Source organism: Nocardia sp. NPDC050406 (assembly GCF_044459025.1).
In the GTDB taxonomy this organism is placed as follows: domain Bacteria; phylum Actinomycetota; class Actinomycetes; order Mycobacteriales; family Mycobacteriaceae; genus Nocardia.
In genome coordinates this window covers 335544-350431 of sequence record NZ_JBITIM010000002.1, presented here as the reverse complement: position 1 = coordinate 350431, position 14888 = coordinate 335544, and the positions used below count along the sequence as shown (strand labels likewise).

13 protein-coding genes are annotated in these 14888 nt (G+C 68.3%); 4 read left to right on the top strand and 9 right to left on the bottom strand.

All coding sequences use genetic code 11. The features are described from left to right. Positions 1–23: 23 nt before the first annotated feature. Both ACIBH2_RS15030 and ACIBH2_RS15025 read left to right on the top strand, forming a co-directional pair. Positions 24–1073: an FtsX-like permease family protein gene (locus tag ACIBH2_RS15030; protein WP_397117628.1), complete on the top strand. Its 1050-nt coding sequence runs from the start codon at positions 24–26 to the stop codon at positions 1071–1073. Between the two features lie 24 nt (positions 1074–1097). Then, the gene (locus tag ACIBH2_RS15025; protein WP_397117626.1) at positions 1098–1826 is read left to right on the top strand and encodes an ABC transporter ATP-binding protein; all 729 of its coding nucleotides are present in this window, start codon (positions 1098–1100) and stop codon (positions 1824–1826) included. Between the two features lie 61 nt (positions 1827–1887). Here ACIBH2_RS15025 and ACIBH2_RS15020 read toward each other — a convergent pair whose 3' ends face one another. The 3 genes from ACIBH2_RS15020 to ACIBH2_RS15010 form a co-directional block, all read right to left on the bottom strand. Beyond that, a complete protein-coding gene (locus ACIBH2_RS15020) occupies positions 1888–2763 on the bottom strand; it encodes a DUF559 domain-containing protein (RefSeq protein ID WP_397117624.1) in 876 nt (291 codons plus the stop codon). Between the two features lie 136 nt (positions 2764–2899). Then, the gene (locus ACIBH2_RS15015; RefSeq protein ID WP_397117622.1) at positions 2900–3505 is read right to left on the bottom strand and encodes a peptidylprolyl isomerase; all 606 of its coding nucleotides are present in this window, start codon (positions 3503–3505) and stop codon (positions 2900–2902) included. 115 nt (positions 3506–3620) lie between these two features. Further along, positions 3621–4580 (bottom strand): helix-turn-helix transcriptional regulator, encoded by a 960-nt coding sequence (locus ACIBH2_RS15010; protein ID WP_397117620.1) that lies wholly within the window; start codon positions 4578–4580, stop codon positions 3621–3623. A gap of 92 nt (positions 4581–4672) precedes the next feature. Between ACIBH2_RS15010 and ACIBH2_RS15005 the strand changes: the two genes are divergently transcribed. Beyond that, on the top strand, positions 4673–5812 hold the full coding sequence (locus tag ACIBH2_RS15005) for an epoxide hydrolase family protein (protein ID WP_397117618.1): 1140 nt from the start codon (positions 4673–4675) through the stop codon (positions 5810–5812). 19 nt (positions 5813–5831) lie between these two features. Here ACIBH2_RS15005 and ACIBH2_RS15000 read toward each other — a convergent pair whose 3' ends face one another. The 6 genes from ACIBH2_RS15000 to ACIBH2_RS14975 are packed head-to-tail and all read right to left on the bottom strand — an operon-like array spanning position 5832 to position 13876. Beyond that, positions 5832–7781 carry an acetoacetate--CoA ligase gene (locus ACIBH2_RS15000; protein ID WP_397117616.1) on the bottom strand — a complete coding sequence of 650 codons (1950 nt, stop codon included), beginning with the start codon at positions 7779–7781 and terminating at the stop codon, positions 5832–5834. Positions 7782–7787: 6 nt separating this feature from the next. Continuing rightward, entirely contained in the window at positions 7788–8615 is an 828-nt protein-coding gene (locus ACIBH2_RS14995; protein ID WP_397117614.1) for an HpcH/HpaI aldolase/citrate lyase family protein, read from the bottom strand. Next, complete coding sequence (locus ACIBH2_RS14990; RefSeq protein ID WP_397117612.1) at positions 8612–9115, bottom strand: MaoC family dehydratase; 504 nt, start codon at positions 9113–9115, stop codon at positions 8612–8614. The genes ACIBH2_RS14995 and ACIBH2_RS14990 overlap by 4 nt, the downstream gene beginning before the upstream one ends. After that, complete coding sequence (locus tag ACIBH2_RS14985; RefSeq protein WP_397117610.1) at positions 9112–10272, bottom strand: acyl-CoA dehydrogenase family protein; 1161 nt, start codon at positions 10270–10272, stop codon at positions 9112–9114. Before ACIBH2_RS14985 ends, ACIBH2_RS14990 begins: the two co-directional genes overlap by 4 nt. Beyond that, positions 10269–12290 (bottom strand): biotin carboxylase N-terminal domain-containing protein, encoded by a 2022-nt coding sequence (locus ACIBH2_RS14980; RefSeq protein WP_397117608.1) that lies wholly within the window; start codon positions 12288–12290, stop codon positions 10269–10271. Before ACIBH2_RS14980 ends, ACIBH2_RS14985 begins: the two co-directional genes overlap by 4 nt. A 5-nt stretch (positions 12291–12295) precedes the next feature. Beyond that, a complete protein-coding gene (locus ACIBH2_RS14975) occupies positions 12296–13876 on the bottom strand; it encodes a carboxyl transferase domain-containing protein (RefSeq protein WP_397117606.1) in 1581 nt (526 codons plus the stop codon). A 94-nt stretch (positions 13877–13970) separates the two neighbouring features. On the opposite strand from ACIBH2_RS14975, the gene ACIBH2_RS14970 reads away from it, so the two are divergent. Continuing rightward, positions 13971–14564 carry a TetR/AcrR family transcriptional regulator gene (locus ACIBH2_RS14970; protein ID WP_397117604.1) on the top strand — a complete coding sequence of 198 codons (594 nt, stop codon included), beginning with the start codon at positions 13971–13973 and terminating at the stop codon, positions 14562–14564. Positions 14565–14888: the final 324 nt, after the last annotated feature.

The window sequence follows — 14888 nt, the reverse complement described above, 5'->3', positions numbered from 1 at the left end:
CGTTTCGACACGAGAGTAGAGCCATGTTCGTCGCCCTCCGAGATCTGCGCGCCGCCCGCGGCCGCTTTCTGCTCATCACGCTCGTCGTCACCATGGTGGCGCTGCTGGTGAGCTTCCTCAGCGGCCTCACCGCCGGTCTGGCGCATCAGAATATCTCCGCGATCCAGGCCCTGCGCGCCGATACCGTCGTCTTCGCCGATACCGGGGGCGCGGCGTCGTTCGACGCCTCCAGCTTGAGCGATGAGCAGGTGCGGGCGTGGCAGCGCACCGGTGGCACGGTGGACCCGATCGGCATCAGCCGCACGCGGGCCACGAACGCCGGAGCGGCACCGACGCAGGTCGCCTTGTTCGGCGTGGGCGGAACACCTTTCGGCAATCGCGTGGCTACCGATCCCGCGCAGGTGGTGCTGAGCAGTGCGGCGGCCAAGGATCTGCATGCGGCGGCCGGTGACACGGTCGAACTCGGCGCGGGGACCTTCATGGTGAGGTCGGTGACCGGCGACGACTGGTACGCCCACACGCCGGTGGTGTGGATGACGCTGTCCGATTGGCAGGGTTTGAATCCGCGCGCCGGAGCGGCCACCATTCTCGCGGTCTCCGGTGTCTCGGATGTCGCCGCCGCGAACGCGACCGCGCACACCACCACGACCAGCGCGCGGGATTCGGTGTCGGCCATGAGTTCCTATCAGGCCGAGAACGGTTCGCTCACGCTCATGACGATCATGCTCTTCGCCATCTCCGCCTTGGTGATCGGAGCCTTCTTCACCGTGTGGACGATTCAGCGCACCGGCGATATCGCCACGCTGAAAGCCCTTGGCGCGACCACGGGTTCGCTGGTGCGCGATGCCCTCGGGCAGGCGCTGGTGGTACTACTGCTCGGCGTGGGAATCGGCGTCGGCGGCACCGCGATCGCGAGCGTATTCCTCGGCGACGCACTACCTTTCGTGCTCACCCTCGGCACCACCCTGCTCCCCGCCCTCGCCCTGGTGGGCCTCGGCCTCCTCGGCGCCGCCTTCGCCCTGCGCTTCCTCGTCACCGCGGATCCGCTCACCGCCCTCAACCAGGCCCGCTGACCCTTTGCCGTCCAGGAGAATTCGATGACCACCGCATTGACCGTCGCCGACCTCACCCTCACCTACCCCGACGGCGCGGACCGCATCACCGCCCTCGACCACGTCAACCTGACCGTGCGCGGCGGCGAGATCGCCGCCATCACCGGCCCCTCCGGTTCCGGCAAATCCAGCCTCCTCGCCGTGTCCTCCACCCTCATCCGCCCCGACTCCGGCCGCGTCACCCTCGAAACCCCCAGCGGCGCCACCGATCTCGCCACCCTCACCCGCCGCGACGCCGCCGCCCTGCGCCGCGACCACATCGGCATCGTCTTCCAACAGCCCAACCTCATCCCCGCCCTCACCGCCCTGGAACAACTCGAAGCCATGGCCCACCTCGGCCAAACCTTCCTCGTCTCTCCCCGCACACGCCGCGCAACCCGCACCCACGCCCAAGACCTACTGGCCGCCGTAGGTCTCGCCGCCCACGCCCACAAACGCCCCCACCAACTCTCCGGCGGCCAACGCCAACGCGTGAACATAGCCCGCGCCCTGATGAACAACCCCTCCCTTCTGGTCATAGACGAGCCCACCAGCGCCCTGGACCAGGAACGAGGAGCCGAGGTAATCGCCCTCATCCTCGACATGGCCCACACCCACCAAGCCGCCACCCTCCTCGTAACCCACGACCACTCCCACCTCCACCACATGACCACCATCCACACCATGGTCGACGGCCACCTCACCCCCACAACCCCCGCCCGCGCCGCGGCCTGACCCACGAGGGGGAACTCATGGCGCGGTTCACTCGCACAACGCCGCCACCAGTTCCCCCTGATCAACGGTCCATCAGGACGCCCTGGGAGTGGAGGGCGGCGTGGACGCGGTCGAGGACGGTGTGGGGGCGGCGGTACAGGAGGGTGGCGTCGACTCGGACTATGCGCCACCCGAGCGATTCCAGGGCGGCGAGGCGGTCGATGTCCCTGGTGCGCTGGGTCGGGTCGGTCCAGTGCTGCGCGCCGTCGTACTCCACCCCTACCCGCCAGTGCTCCCAGCCCATGTCGAGACGGGCGACGAAGACGCCATAGCGATCCCGGACGACCAATTGAGTTGTGGGAGCCGGTAGCCCGCCATCGACGAGCAGCAGGCGGGTGAGCGATTCGGGCGGCGATTCGGCTCCGCCGTCCACCAGCGGGACCAGGGCCGCGAGTTGCCGAGCGCCCCGTGCACGCGGGTGATGCTGGGCCACCTCAGCGATATCTCGGGCTTGGATGCCCGTGGCCGCACAAAGGGCGTCCAGGATCGGCAACGCCTCGTCGCGTGGCAAGCGGCGGCCGATGTCGAACGCCGTCCGCGCCGGAGTGGTCACCCGAAACCCATCCACCTCACAACACTCGGACCGGTCGATCTCCGATTTGACCATCCGAATCCCACAGGGCGGCCGACTGTGCCCCCGCCGCGCGAGTTCCGCCGGTAACCCCGGATCCAGCCACCGCGTCCCATGCAATGCCGCGGCGGACCGCCCCACCAACACCCCGGTCCCCTTGGCCCAGTGCGCCGCGGCCCGAGCCACCCCGCCCGCATCCAACACCACCCCCCGCCGCACATACACATCCGGAAACACCCGCACGAAGTCGTGCCGCAACTCCCACCGCGTCACCACCCCCGCCGCAACAGCCCAAGACCCCGGAAACGGCTCCTCCAACTCCCCCATACCCCCACACCCTCCCCCCACATCCCGCCCCACGCCACCCGCCCCTGTGGATAAACCCACGAGGGGGAACTGGTGGCGCGGTTTTCCCGCGAAACGCCGCCACCAATTCCCCCTGATCGAACGTCCAGACTGGGGACTAGAGCTGGCCGCAGTCGGCGATGACCACTGGGAGGGTGGTGGTGCCGGAGTCGGTGCCTGCTTGGGCGATCTGTTCCAGGATGGGGAGGCCTTCGACTACCTGGCCGAAGACTACGTGTTTGCCGTCGAGCCAAGGGGTTTGGGCGAAGGTGAGGAAGAATTGGGAGCTGTTGGTGGCGGGGCCCGCGTTGGCCATGGAGAGGGTGCCGGGGGCGGCGTGGGTTTTGGTGAAGTTCTCGTCTTCGAATTTGCCGCCGTAGATGCTCTCGCCGCCGGTGCCGTCGCCTCGGGTGAAGTCGCCGCCCTGGGCCATGAAGCCGGGGATGACGCGGTGGAAGGTGCAGCCCTTGTAGTGCAGGGGGACGCGGCTGTTGCCGGTGCCGCGCTCGCCGGTGCACAGGGCGCGGAAGTTCTCGGCGGTTTTGGGGACCGTGTCGGCGAACAGCTCCATGACGATGCGGCCCGCGGGGCGGTCGCCGATCGTGATGTCGAAGAACACCTGTGGGTTGGGGTCCTGTGCGGCGGCGGTTCGGAAACCGAGGGCGACGGTTCCGGCAGCGAGGGCGGAGACAAGGGCGGTTCGGCGAGTCAACGGACGAGTCATGGACCTTCTTCCTCTATCGGATCGCTGGGCACCTTGCCACATTCGCTCGACCGCCGCGCGCGAACGCGGAACTATGCGGATTGCCCCAATTCCGCGTTCCGACAGGCGACCACGCTCATCGCAGGGCACGGTCGATGCGGGAGCGCAGGGATCGCAGGGCCGAGATCACCTCCGGCGGTCCCTCGATCTCGAAGTCGGCGTCGAGGTCCAACAGGCGCAGCGCCAACCATTCCGGGGCATCGTCGCGGCGGGCGTCGAGGCGGCAGGACGCGTCGTCGATGGATGTGATGTCGCCCGGCGAATCGCCGAGGCGGCCGATCACTCGGTGGGCGGGCGCGTGGATGGTGGCCACCACATGGAACTCCGGTGTGCCCCAATCGGTTCGCTCGCCCGCGACGTAGGCGGCCGGTGAGTCCGCGGGCAACGCGCGCGGAACGAAGCGGGCTGCGGTGAGTTGCGGGTGGCCGAGGCGGTCGACGCGGAAGGAACGCCAGTCGCCGCGATCGAGGTCGTAGCAGACGAGATACCAGCGGCGATGGTGCGAGACGAGGCCGACGGGCTCGACATTGCGGCGAGATTCGGCACCGGAGGCGGCGGTGTAGGTGAACCGCACGCGTTCGGTATTGGTGATGGCGGCCGCCAGGGTGGTGAGCACCTCGGGGTCGACGGTGGCGGTGCTGGGTGCGAGAGTCGCCGTGGCGGTGGCCAAGACGCGGACGCGGCGGCGCAGTTTCGCGGGAAGCACCTGTTCGAGCTTGGTGAGCGCGCGCACCGACGCCTCCTCGATACCGGCCACGGCGGAGCCAGCGGCCGCGCGCAGGCCGACGGCGATGGCGACGGCCTCCTCGTCGTCGAGCAGCAGCGGCGGCAGGGCGGCACCGGCGACGAGGCGGTAGCCGCCCGCCGCGCCGAGGGTCGCCTCCACGGGATAGCCGAGCTCGCGCAGGCGGTCGATATCGCGGCGGACGGTGCGGTCGGTGACGCCGAGTTTTTCGGCGAGTTCGCTGCCGGGCCATTCGCGCGGGGTCTGGAGGAGCGAGAGCAGGCGCAGGAGCCGAGCGGGAGTGTCCGTCATGAATTCAGCCTCCTCGTCAATTAGGACCAGAATAGTCCTAGATGCCTCCTAACGTGGTCCGCAGATCGAACGACCGAGCACAGGAGCACGCGATGACCTTCCAGATCCGCCCCTTCCGCATCGAGATTCCGCAGGCCGATATCGACGATTTGAACGATCGGCTGGCCCGCACCCGCTGGACCCGCCAACTCCCCGGGCAGGGCCGGGAGCGTGGGGTCCCGGTCGCGTACCTGAAGGATCTGGTCGAGTACTGGCGCACCGAATTCGATTGGCGCGCACAGGAAGCCAAGCTCAATGAATTCCCGCAGTTCCTGACCGAGATCGACGGTCTGGATGTGCACTTCCTGCACGTGCGCTCCTCCGAGCCGGACGCCTTGCCGTTGCTTCTCACCCACGGCTGGCCGAACACCTTCGTGGAGTTCACCGAATCCATTGCGCTGCTGACCGATCCGCGCAACCACGGCGGCGATCCGGGCCAGGCGTTCCACGTGGTCATCCCGTCCGTCCCGGGCTTCGCCTTCTCCGCACCGCCCGCCGACGTGGGTATGAAGCCGCGCACGGTCGCCCGGATGTGGGTGGAGCTCATGGCGCGGCTCGGCTACGAGCGCTACGGCGTGCAAGGCGGCGACCTGGGCGCGTACGTGGTCCAGGAAATGGCCATCGCCGCACCGGATCACGTGGTCGGCGTGCATATCGACGGCGGCATCGGTATGCCCACCATCGACGATGTCCCGACCATGACCCCGGATGAGCGCGCCGAGTGGGACATGATGCAGAAGTGGATGACGGGCGTGAACCACCATGTCCTCCTGCACGCCGCGCCACAGACTTTCGCGGCCGCGTGGACCGATTCCCCGGCGGGGCTGCTGGCCTGGCTGGTCCACAAGTTCACCGAGTTCTCGCCGCTGGTCGACCGCGTGGAGGAGGCCATCGACCTGGACCATCTGCTGACGAATATCAGCCTCTACTGGTTCACCGATACCGCCGCGACCTCGTCGTGGCCCATGTACAACGGCCTGGGCGACAACGGGTTCGAGTGGCCAGCGGGCCAAAAGCTGGTCCCTGTGGGCACATACGGCGGCGGCTCGGCGCTCATGCGGCGACTGGCCGAGCGCGACAACACGATCGCGCACTGGCCCGAAGACAACCCGCCCGCCAACCACTTCATCGCCATGGAGGTTCCGCGGGCGCATACCGCCGATATCCGCGCCTTCTTCGCCAAGGTGCGCTGACCGCGGCGTGGTACGCCGTTCAGCGCAGGGCGGCGTACCACTCCAGCAGCGCCGGATCGTCGACGGCCGTGGGAGCCACCACACGCTCCGCCTCGGCCCCCTGGAACAGCTTCTTGATCGGCACTTCGAGCTTCTTCCCGGTGCGCGTATGCGGAATACCGGGCGCGAGAATGATCTCGTCGGGCACATGGCGCGGCGAAACCTCGGTCCGGATGGCCGTATTGATGCGCTGCTTCAACGCCTCGTCGAGCTCGGCCCCGGCCGCGAGCACCACGAACAGCGGCATCCAATATCCGCCGTCGGCCTCCTCCACACCGATCACCAGGGCCTCGGCGATCTCCGGCAGCGCCTCCACGGCCTGGTAGATATCGGCCGACCCCATGCGAATGCCATTGCGGTTCAAGGTGGAATCGGAGCGGCCGTGCACGACGATACTGCCTCGCTCGGTGAGGGTGATCCAGTCACCGTGCCGCCAGACGCCGGGGAACATGTCGAAATAGGCGTCGTGGTAGCGCGAGCCATCGGGATCGTTCCAGAAGCACACCGGCATGGACGGCATGGGTTTGGTGATGACGAGTTCCCCCACCTCGCCGCGCACCGGACGACCGTTCTCGTCCCAAGCCTCCAGTGCCGTACCGAGATACGGAACCGACAGCTCGCCCGGCCACACCGGAACAGTGCGCACACCCCCGATGAACGCCGACACCACATCCGTGCCGCCGCTGATGGAGGCGACGGGCACCCGCTCACCGACATTGGCGCGCAACCACAGCGACGAGGAGGGCGGCAGCGCCGAGCCGGTGATGCCGACCATGCGCAGCGCGGACAGGTCGTGGTCGCGGCGGGGCACCACCCCGGCCTTGGCACAGGCGAGCACGTAACCGGGGCTGGTGCCGAGCACGGTGGTACGGGTCCGAGCGGCCAACTCCCACAGTGAATCCGGCTCCGGATACCCGGGGCTGCCGTCGTAGCAGACGATGGTGGCCCCGACCAGCAGTCCGGCGACCTGGAAATTCCACATCATCCAGCTGGGGCTGGTGTACCAGAAGAAGGTGTCGTCCGGCCCGATATCGGATTGCAGCGCAACGGCTTTCAGATGCTCCAGCAAGACGCCGCCGTGTCCGTGCACGATGCCCTTGGGCTTGCCGGTGGTGCCGGAGGAGTACAGCACCCACAGCGGATGGCCGAAATCGACCGGCTCCGTGACGAATTCGTCACTACCGTCGGCCTCGGCATCGGCGAGCCCCAATTCCACGGCATCCCACGGCAGCGCCCCGGGCACGGTGCCGCCCAGCCGCGACACCACCACGGTCGCCCGCAGCGACGGCAAACCGCTGCGCAGCCCCTCGATCTCCTCGCACCGGCCGTGCGTCTTGCCGCCGAAGCGGTAGCCGTCGGCCGTCACCAGCACGACCGGCTCCAACTGGCCGAGCCGATCCAGCGCCGCCTGCGCGGAGTAGTCCTGTCCGCAGGCGCTCCAGATGGCCCCGAGGCTCGCGGTGGCCAGGAAGGCGATGACCGCTTCGGGGATATTCGGCAGATACCCGGCCACCCGATCCCCCGGCCGCACACCGAGTTCCCGCAGCGTGCGCGCGAATCCAGCGGCCTGGGCGAGCATCTCGGCCCAGGAGATCTCGCGGATCTCCTCGCCCTCGCTCACCGCGAGAATCGCGGGCCGATCCACCCGGGCCTGCCGCACCACCTGATCCACATAGTTCAGCCGCGCACCCGGAAACCACCGCGCCCCGGGCATGGTCGCATCGGCCAGCACCTCTCCCGGCACCTCACCGAGGTCGAAGTACTCCCAGACCGCCCGCCAGAATCCGGGCAGGTCATCGACGGACCACTGCCACAGCGTCCGGTAGTCCGGCGCGGATACGCCCGTCCGCCGCTCCACGAAGCGCGCGAAATCGGTGACTCTGGCCGCCGCGACATCCGCCTCGCTCGGCACCCACTGCGGTTCCACCACTACCTCCTACGACGCCGCGCTGTCCGCGCCCTGCGCCCGCTTCACGATCTGCTCCGCGTGCCGCAGGACCGGAGCGTCCACCATGCGGCCCTCGAAGGTGAAGACGCCACGATGGTTCGGCACCTCGTCGAGAAGCCTGCGCGCCCAGTCGATCTCGTCGGAGCTGGGCGCGTACGCGCGCCGGATGACGGGCACCTGGCTGGGATGGATGGCGACCTTGGCGTCGAACCCGACCGCCACCGCGTCGAGGGTCTCGGTCGCCAGCCCGTCCAGGTCGGCGATATCGAGATAGACCGAGTCCAGGGCGAATTTGCCGTAGGCCTTGGCGGCCAACAGAGTTTGGGAGCGCACGTGTCGGCACACATCGCGGTAGCCGCCGTCGGCGTGGCGGCTGGAGTTCCCGCCCAGTCCGGCGACGAGATCCTCCGCGCCCCACATGACGCCGATGGCATTGCGCGCCATGACGGCCCGTCCCACCGCCAGCGCGCCCAGCGGCGATTCCACGAGCGCGATCACCTCGTAGTCGGCCAGCCGCGTGATCTGCTCGGCCGATTCGCATTTGGGCAACATGACGCGCCGGTACTCGGTGCGGGTCAAGGCATCCAGATCGAGCATGTGCTCGACGGTTCCGGCGGCGTTCACCCGAATCACCGTGTGCTCCGGATCCAGTGGCGTGGCGATGAGCGCCGCGCGGGCGGCGGCCTTGTCGGCCTCGGCCACACCGTCTTCCAGATCGATGATCACCACATCGGCCGCCGCGGCGGCCTTGCCGTAGCGCTCGGGGCGGTCGGCGGGGCAGAACAGCCAGGCGGGTCCGGGCAACTCCCAGTTCATGATTGCCCCGGACCCTGCCGAACCAGGGTTTTGCGGACCGCGGTGGCGACGATATCGCCGTGCTGATTGCGTCCGGTATGCGCGAATGTCACGATGCCCTCCCCTGGACGGCTCTTGGATTCCCGTTTGTCGGTGACCACGGTTTCCGCGTAGAGCGTATCCCCGTGGAAAAGCGGTTTCGGAAAAGCGATTTCGGAGAAGCCGAGGTTGGCGACAATGGTGCCCTGGGTCAACTGCGCCACCGACAAACCAACCAGTGTGGACAATGTGAACATGGAATTCACCAGCCGCTGATGGAACGGCGGCAGCGCATCGGCGAAAGCGGCATCCAGATGCAGCGCCTGGGTGTTCATGGTCAGCGTCGTGAACAGCACATTGTCGGCCTCGGTAATGGTGCGGCCGGGCCGGTGCTCGTACACCACACCGGTCTCGAACTCCTCGAACCACAGGCCGCGCTGCACCACCCGGCGGACCTCGTGCGATGACGCCTCGTTGTTCACAGTCCCAACTCTCGCCCGATCAGCATCAACTGCACCTCCGTGGTGCCCTCACCGATTTCCAGGATCTTGCTGTCGCGATAGTGCCGCGCCACAGCATATTCGTTCATGAAGCCGTAGCCGCCGAAAATCTGGGTGGCGTCGCGAGCATTGTCCATCGCGGCCTCACTGGCGACGAGTTTGGCGATGGAAGCCTGTTTCTTGAACGGTTTTCCGGCGAGCATGAGCGCGGCGGCGTCGTAGTAGGCGGTGCGGGCGGCGTGCGCGCGAGCCTCCATGCGCGCGATCTTGAAGGCAATGGCCTGATTTCGCCCGATCTGCTGGCCGAAGGCCTCGCGCTCCTTGGCGTAGCGCACGCTCTCGTCCACACAGCCCTGCGCCGCGCCGACCGAGAGCGCCGCGATGGCGATCCGGCCCTCGTCGAGAATGCGCAGGAAGTTGGCGTAGCCGCGCCCCTCCTCGCCGAGCAGGTTCTCGGCGGGCACCCGCACATCGGTGAAGCTGAGCGGGTGGGTGTCGGAGGCGTTCCAGCCGACCTTGTTGTACGCGGGCTCGGCGACGAAGCCGGGGGTGTCGGTCGGCACCAGAATGGTGGAGATCCGCTTCTTGCCCTCGGCCTGTCCGGTCACCGCGGTCACCGTCACCAGTCGGGTGATATCGGTACCGGAATTGGTGATGAACTGCTTGGAGCCGTTGATGACCCAGGTGTCGCCGTCGCGCACGGCGGTGGTGCGGGTGCCGCCCGCGTCGCTGCCCGCGCCGGGTTCGGTGAGCCCGAAGGCGGCCAGGGCGCGCCCGCTGGTGAGCTGGGGCAGCCACTCCTGCTTCTGCTTGTCGTTGCCGAAGCGGTAGATGGGCATGGCGCCCAACGAGACTCCGGCCTCGAGGGTGATGGCCACGCTCTGATCGACCTTGCCGAGCTCCTCGAGGGCCAGGCAGAGGGCGAAGTAGTCGCCGCCCATACCGCCGAACTCCTCCGGGAACGGCAGGCCGAACAGGCCCATCTCCGCCATACCCGCCACCACTTCGTACGGGAAGGTGTGGTCGGCATCGTGCTGGGCGGCCACCGGAGCCACCACGCGCTGCGCGAAATCCCGCACGGTGAGCGCGAGTTCGCGGTACTCGTCCGGCAGCGAGCCGGTGGACAGGAAGTCGGTCATGGGGTGGTTCCTTCCGCAACTGTCTCGCTCGCGGGCACGACGCGTGCGAGCGGCTGATCTACCTTCACCTGGTCGCCGGGGCGCACCAGGATTTCGACAATGCCGTCGATGGGGGCGGTGAGCGAATGCTCCATCTTCATGGCCTCGACCACCACCACGGGGGTGCCCGCGGTGACTCGTGCACCGTGCTGGGCGGGCACCGCGATGACGGAACCCGGCATGGGGCTGACGATTTCGGCGTCGCCGATATGTTCGGCGACACCTCGGATATCGGCCTCGGCGACTTCCCGCAGTTGGACGACGCCGGTGTGGTCGGTGAGCCAGAGGTGGCCGTCGCCCTCGGCGACGCGGTGGCGGGTGCGCAGGCCGTCCAGCGTCAGAACGAGCCACTGCTCATCGAGTTCCGCTGTGAGCGTGTACTTCTCGCCCTCGTCCACCCACGCCTCGGCCTGCTGGGGAGAGCCGGTGAGGTAGACGTGCGTGGTGCGGTCACCGCCGCTGAGGCGCAGCACCGTGGGCGCGGATTCACCCAAACGCCACCCCGTCGGCACCGCCCAGGGGTCGTCGACCGCTCGCGGCCACCTGCGCAGCCACAGATACGCTGCCGCGGCGAGGAATTGGGCATCGACCACGGGGGCTGGGACGAAGTCGGCGACCCGGCGGTCCAGGAGCGCGGTATCGAGCCGCCCGGCCACCACGTCGGTGTCGGCGAGCAGGAACCGCAGGAAGTCGATATTGGTGCGTACCCCGAGGACCTGTGTTTCCGCCAGTGCCGCATCGAGTTTCGTGAGAGCGGTGGCGCGATCGGGGCCGTGCGCGATGACCTTCGACAGCATCGGGTCGTAGTCGCTGCCCACCACCGTTCCGGCACGCAGACCCGAATCCACGCGTACGCCTTGGCCTTCCGGTTCGGACAGGGCCAGCACGGTGCCGCCCGTGGGCAGGAAGTCGCGCCCCGGGTCCTCGGCGTAGACGCGCGCCTCCATGGCCCAGCCGGTGAGGCGGATATCGTCCTGGTCGGCCGCGAGCTTCTGTCCGGCGGCGATGCGCACCTGGGTCTCCACCAGGTCCACGCCGGTCACCAGCTCGGTCACCGGATGCTCCACCTGGAGCCGGGTGTTCATCTCCATGAAGAAGAACTCGTCCGGTTTGTCCGCCGAGACGATGAACTCCACGGTGCCCGCGCCCACGTAGTCCACGCTGCGCGCGGTGGCGACCGCGGCCGCGCCGATGCGGGCGCGAGTCTTGGCGTCCAGCAGGGGCGAGGGCGCTTCCTCGATGACCTTCTGATGCCGCCGCTGGAGGCTGCATTCGCGTTCGCCGAGATGCAGGATGTGGCCGTACTGGTCGGCGAGCACCTGCACCTCGATATGGCGGGGGCGGGTGACGAAGCGTTCCAGGAACAGCGTGTCGTCACCGAAGGCCGCCCCGGCCTCACGGCGCGCGGAGACCAGGGCGGCCGGGAGCGCCGCCGGGTCCTCCACCAGGCGCATACCCTTGCCGCCGCCACCGGCGGAGGGCTTCACCAGCACCGGGTAGCCGACTTCGCCTGCGGCGTCGATCAATTCGGCGTCGGTGAGTCCGGGCCGGGCGATACCGGGGACCACCGGCACCCCGAAGGCCGAGACCGCGTTCTTGGCGGCGATCTTGTCGCCCATGATCTCGATGGCTCGGGTCGGCGGTCCGAGGAAGGCGATATCGGCCGCGTCGAGCGCCGCCGCGAAGGCCGGATTCTCCGACAGGAAGCCGTATCCCGGGTGCACCGCCTGCGCGCCCGAGCGCACCGCCGCGGCCACGACCTTGTCGATATCGAGGTAGGACTCGCGCGCCGGGGCGGGGCCGAGCCGCACCGCCACATCCGCCTCGTGCACATGGCGGGCGTCGGCGTCGGCATCGCTGTACACCGCGACCGAGCGAATTCCCATGGCCCGCAGCGTGCGCATGACCCGGACCGCGATCTCACCGCGATTGGCCACCAGCACGGTGTCGAAGGCGACGGGGTGGGCTTTGTTCATCATGGTCGTCACATCCGGAAGACGCCGTAGGAAACGGGCTCGACGGGCGCTTGCCCGCAGACCGAAAGGGCAAGGCCGAGAACGGTTCTGGTATCGGCGGGGTCGATCACGCCGTCGTCCCAGAGCCGGGCCGTGGAGTAGTAGGGGTGGCCTTGGCGCTCGTACTGGTCGCGAATCGGGGCCTTGAACGCCTCCTGGTCCTCGGTCGACCAGGGCTGGCCGTTGCCGTCGAGTTGATCGCCGCGCACGGTGGCCAGGACCGAGGCGGCCTGTTCGCCGCCCATGACGGAGATGCGGGCATTCGGCCACATCCACAGGAAGCGCGGCGAATACGCGCGGCCACACATGGAGTAGTTGCCCGCGCCGTACGAGCCGCCGATCACCACGGTCAGCTTGGGCACCCGCGCGCAGGCCACGGCGGTGACCATTTTCGCGCCGTGCTTGGCGATACCGCCCGCCTCGTAGTCGCGCCCGACCATGAACCCGGTGATGTTCTGGAGGAAGACCAGCGGGATCATGCGCTTGTCGCACAGTTCGATGAAATGCGCTCCCTTGAGGGCGGATTCGGCGAACAGCACGCCATTGTTGGCCACGATGCCGACCGGATGGCCGTGGATGTGGGCGAAGCCGGTGACCAGGGTCTTGCCGTATTCGGCCTTGAACTCCTGGAATTCGCCGCCGTCCACGACGCGGGTGATGACTTCCCGGACATCGTAGGGGGTGCGCAGGTCGGTAGGTACGACGTCGTAGAGCTCTTCTTGCGGCGCAATGGGATCCACCGTGGACTTGACTTCCCACGGCGTGGCCCGCTTCGGCCCCAGGGTGGCCACGATATTGCGCACGATGCGCAGCGCGTCCTGGTCACTGTCGGCCAAATGGTCTGTGACGCCGGAGATTCGGGAGTGCAGGTCGCCGCCGCCCAGCTCCTCGGCCGTCACCACTTCGCCGGTGGCCGCCTTCACCAGCGGCGGACCGCCCAGGAAGATGGTGCCCTGATCGCGCACGATGACGGTCTCGTCGCTCATGGCGGGCACGTACGCGCCACCGGCCGTGCACGAGCCCATGACCGCCGAGATCTGCGCGATGCCCTTGGCGCTCATATTCGCCTGATTGAAGAAGATGCGCCCGAAGTGCTCGCGGTCGGGGAACACCTCGTCCTGATGCGGCAGGAACGCGCCGCCGGAGTCCACCAGGTAGACGCACGGCAGATGGTTCTGTGCCGCCACCTCCTGGGCCCGCAGATGCTTCTTCACCGACAGCGGGTAATAGGTGCCGCCCTTGACCGTGGCGTCATTGGCGACGATCACGCATTCGCGCCCCGACACCCGCCCGATACCGCTGATCACGCCCGCGCCCGGGCACTCGTCGCCGTACATGCCGGTGGCGGCCAGCGGGGAGAGCTCCAGGAACGGCGAGCCCGGGTCCAACAGCTGATCCACCCGCTGCCTCGGCAGCAGCTTGCCGCGCGCGAGATGCCGTTCGCGCGCCTTCTCCGGACCGCCCAGCGCATTCGCCGCCAGCCGCGCCCGCAGGTCCTCGACCAGCGCCAGGTGCGCGGACCGGTTGCCCGTCTCCTCGGTCACCGTCATTCCGTCGTCCGTTCGATCAGTTAATCGCCGATAACTGAGAAATAAGATAATCTCTATTAACTGAGTTGTCCATGTCCGGCGAAGGGAGTCCGCGGTGAGCAGCACCGAGCCCGCCGTTCTCACGCGCCGCGAACAGCTCAAGGCGCAGCGCAGACAGCAGCTGTTGGAGGCCGGGGCCCGGCTCATCGCCGACCGGGGATTCCTGGGCATGCGGCTCGACGACCTCGGGGCGGCGGCCGGAATCAGCGGCCCGGCGGTGTACCGGCACTTCCCCAACAAGGAAGCGCTACTGGTGGAACTGCTCGTCGGCATCAGCCAGCGCCTGCTCGACGGCGGCCGCGCGGTGGTGGCCGGGGCCAGCTCCCCCCGCGCAGCGCTCACCAACCTCGTCGACTTCCACCTCGACTTCGCCTTCGGCGACCCCGAGCTGATCCGCATTCAGGACCGCGACCTCGAGAACCTCCCCGACGCCGCCCGCCGCCAGGTCCGCCGCACTCAGCGCCAGTACGTCGAGATCTGGGTCGCAGTCCTCCGCGACGTCCACCCCGACCTCCCCGAACCCGCCGCCCGAGTCCAGGCCCACGCCACCTTCGGCCTCATCAACTCCACCCCCCACAGCGCCCCCGCCACCATCGCCACCCGCGCCCGCCCCATCCTCCGCCGCATGGCCCTGGCAGCCCTGGAATAGCCCCTCCCCCACCAACCTTGGCGCAGTGGCAAACTTCTAGCAGACTGAGAATTTCCCGCACAGGCCCGCGCAACCAGAACGCACACCGCGGGCATCCATGTGCCCGCGACTACGGTTGTGATCCGAACCTCATCCTTCGCAACCGGTTTGACATGCGAAGACACTCCCGGCTGTACTTCGGACGAATTGCGCACCCGGAACAGGCCATCCGCGATCCGGACCACCAGTCCCGGGATGCGGCAATGAACGTGGCGCGCGTACGCGAGGGGGGCTACCGCCCGGCATTGCTGTGCTCAGTGCACCTGAGCGCCCGTTCGGTCGGGA

Coding starts and splice junctions, on each gene's coding strand:
- ACIBH2_RS14985 (WP_397117610.1), bottom strand. CDS start 10,272: ATGACCGACTTCCTGTCCACCGGCTCGCTGCCGGACGAGTACCGCGAA.
- ACIBH2_RS14995 (WP_397117614.1), bottom strand. CDS start 8,615: ATGAACTGGGAGTTGCCCGGACCCGCCTGGCTGTTCTGCCCCGCCGAC.
- ACIBH2_RS15010 (WP_397117620.1), bottom strand. CDS start 4,580: ATGACGGACACTCCCGCTCGGCTCCTGCGCCTGCTCTCGCTCCTCCAG.
- ACIBH2_RS14975 (WP_397117606.1), bottom strand. CDS start 13,876: ATGACGGTGACCGAGGAGACGGGCAACCGGTCCGCGCACCTGGCGCTG.
- ACIBH2_RS14980 (WP_397117608.1), bottom strand. CDS start 12,290: ATGATGAACAAAGCCCACCCCGTCGCCTTCGACACCGTGCTGGTGGCC.
- ACIBH2_RS15025 (WP_397117626.1), top strand. CDS start 1,098: ATGACCACCGCATTGACCGTCGCCGACCTCACCCTCACCTACCCCGAC.
- ACIBH2_RS15030 (WP_397117628.1), top strand. CDS start 24: ATGTTCGTCGCCCTCCGAGATCTGCGCGCCGCCCGCGGCCGCTTTCTG.
- ACIBH2_RS15005 (WP_397117618.1), top strand. CDS start 4,673: ATGACCTTCCAGATCCGCCCCTTCCGCATCGAGATTCCGCAGGCCGAT.
- ACIBH2_RS15020 (WP_397117624.1), bottom strand. CDS start 2,763: ATGGGGGAGTTGGAGGAGCCGTTTCCGGGGTCTTGGGCTGTTGCGGCG.
- ACIBH2_RS15015 (WP_397117622.1), bottom strand. CDS start 3,505: ATGACTCGTCCGTTGACTCGCCGAACCGCCCTTGTCTCCGCCCTCGCT.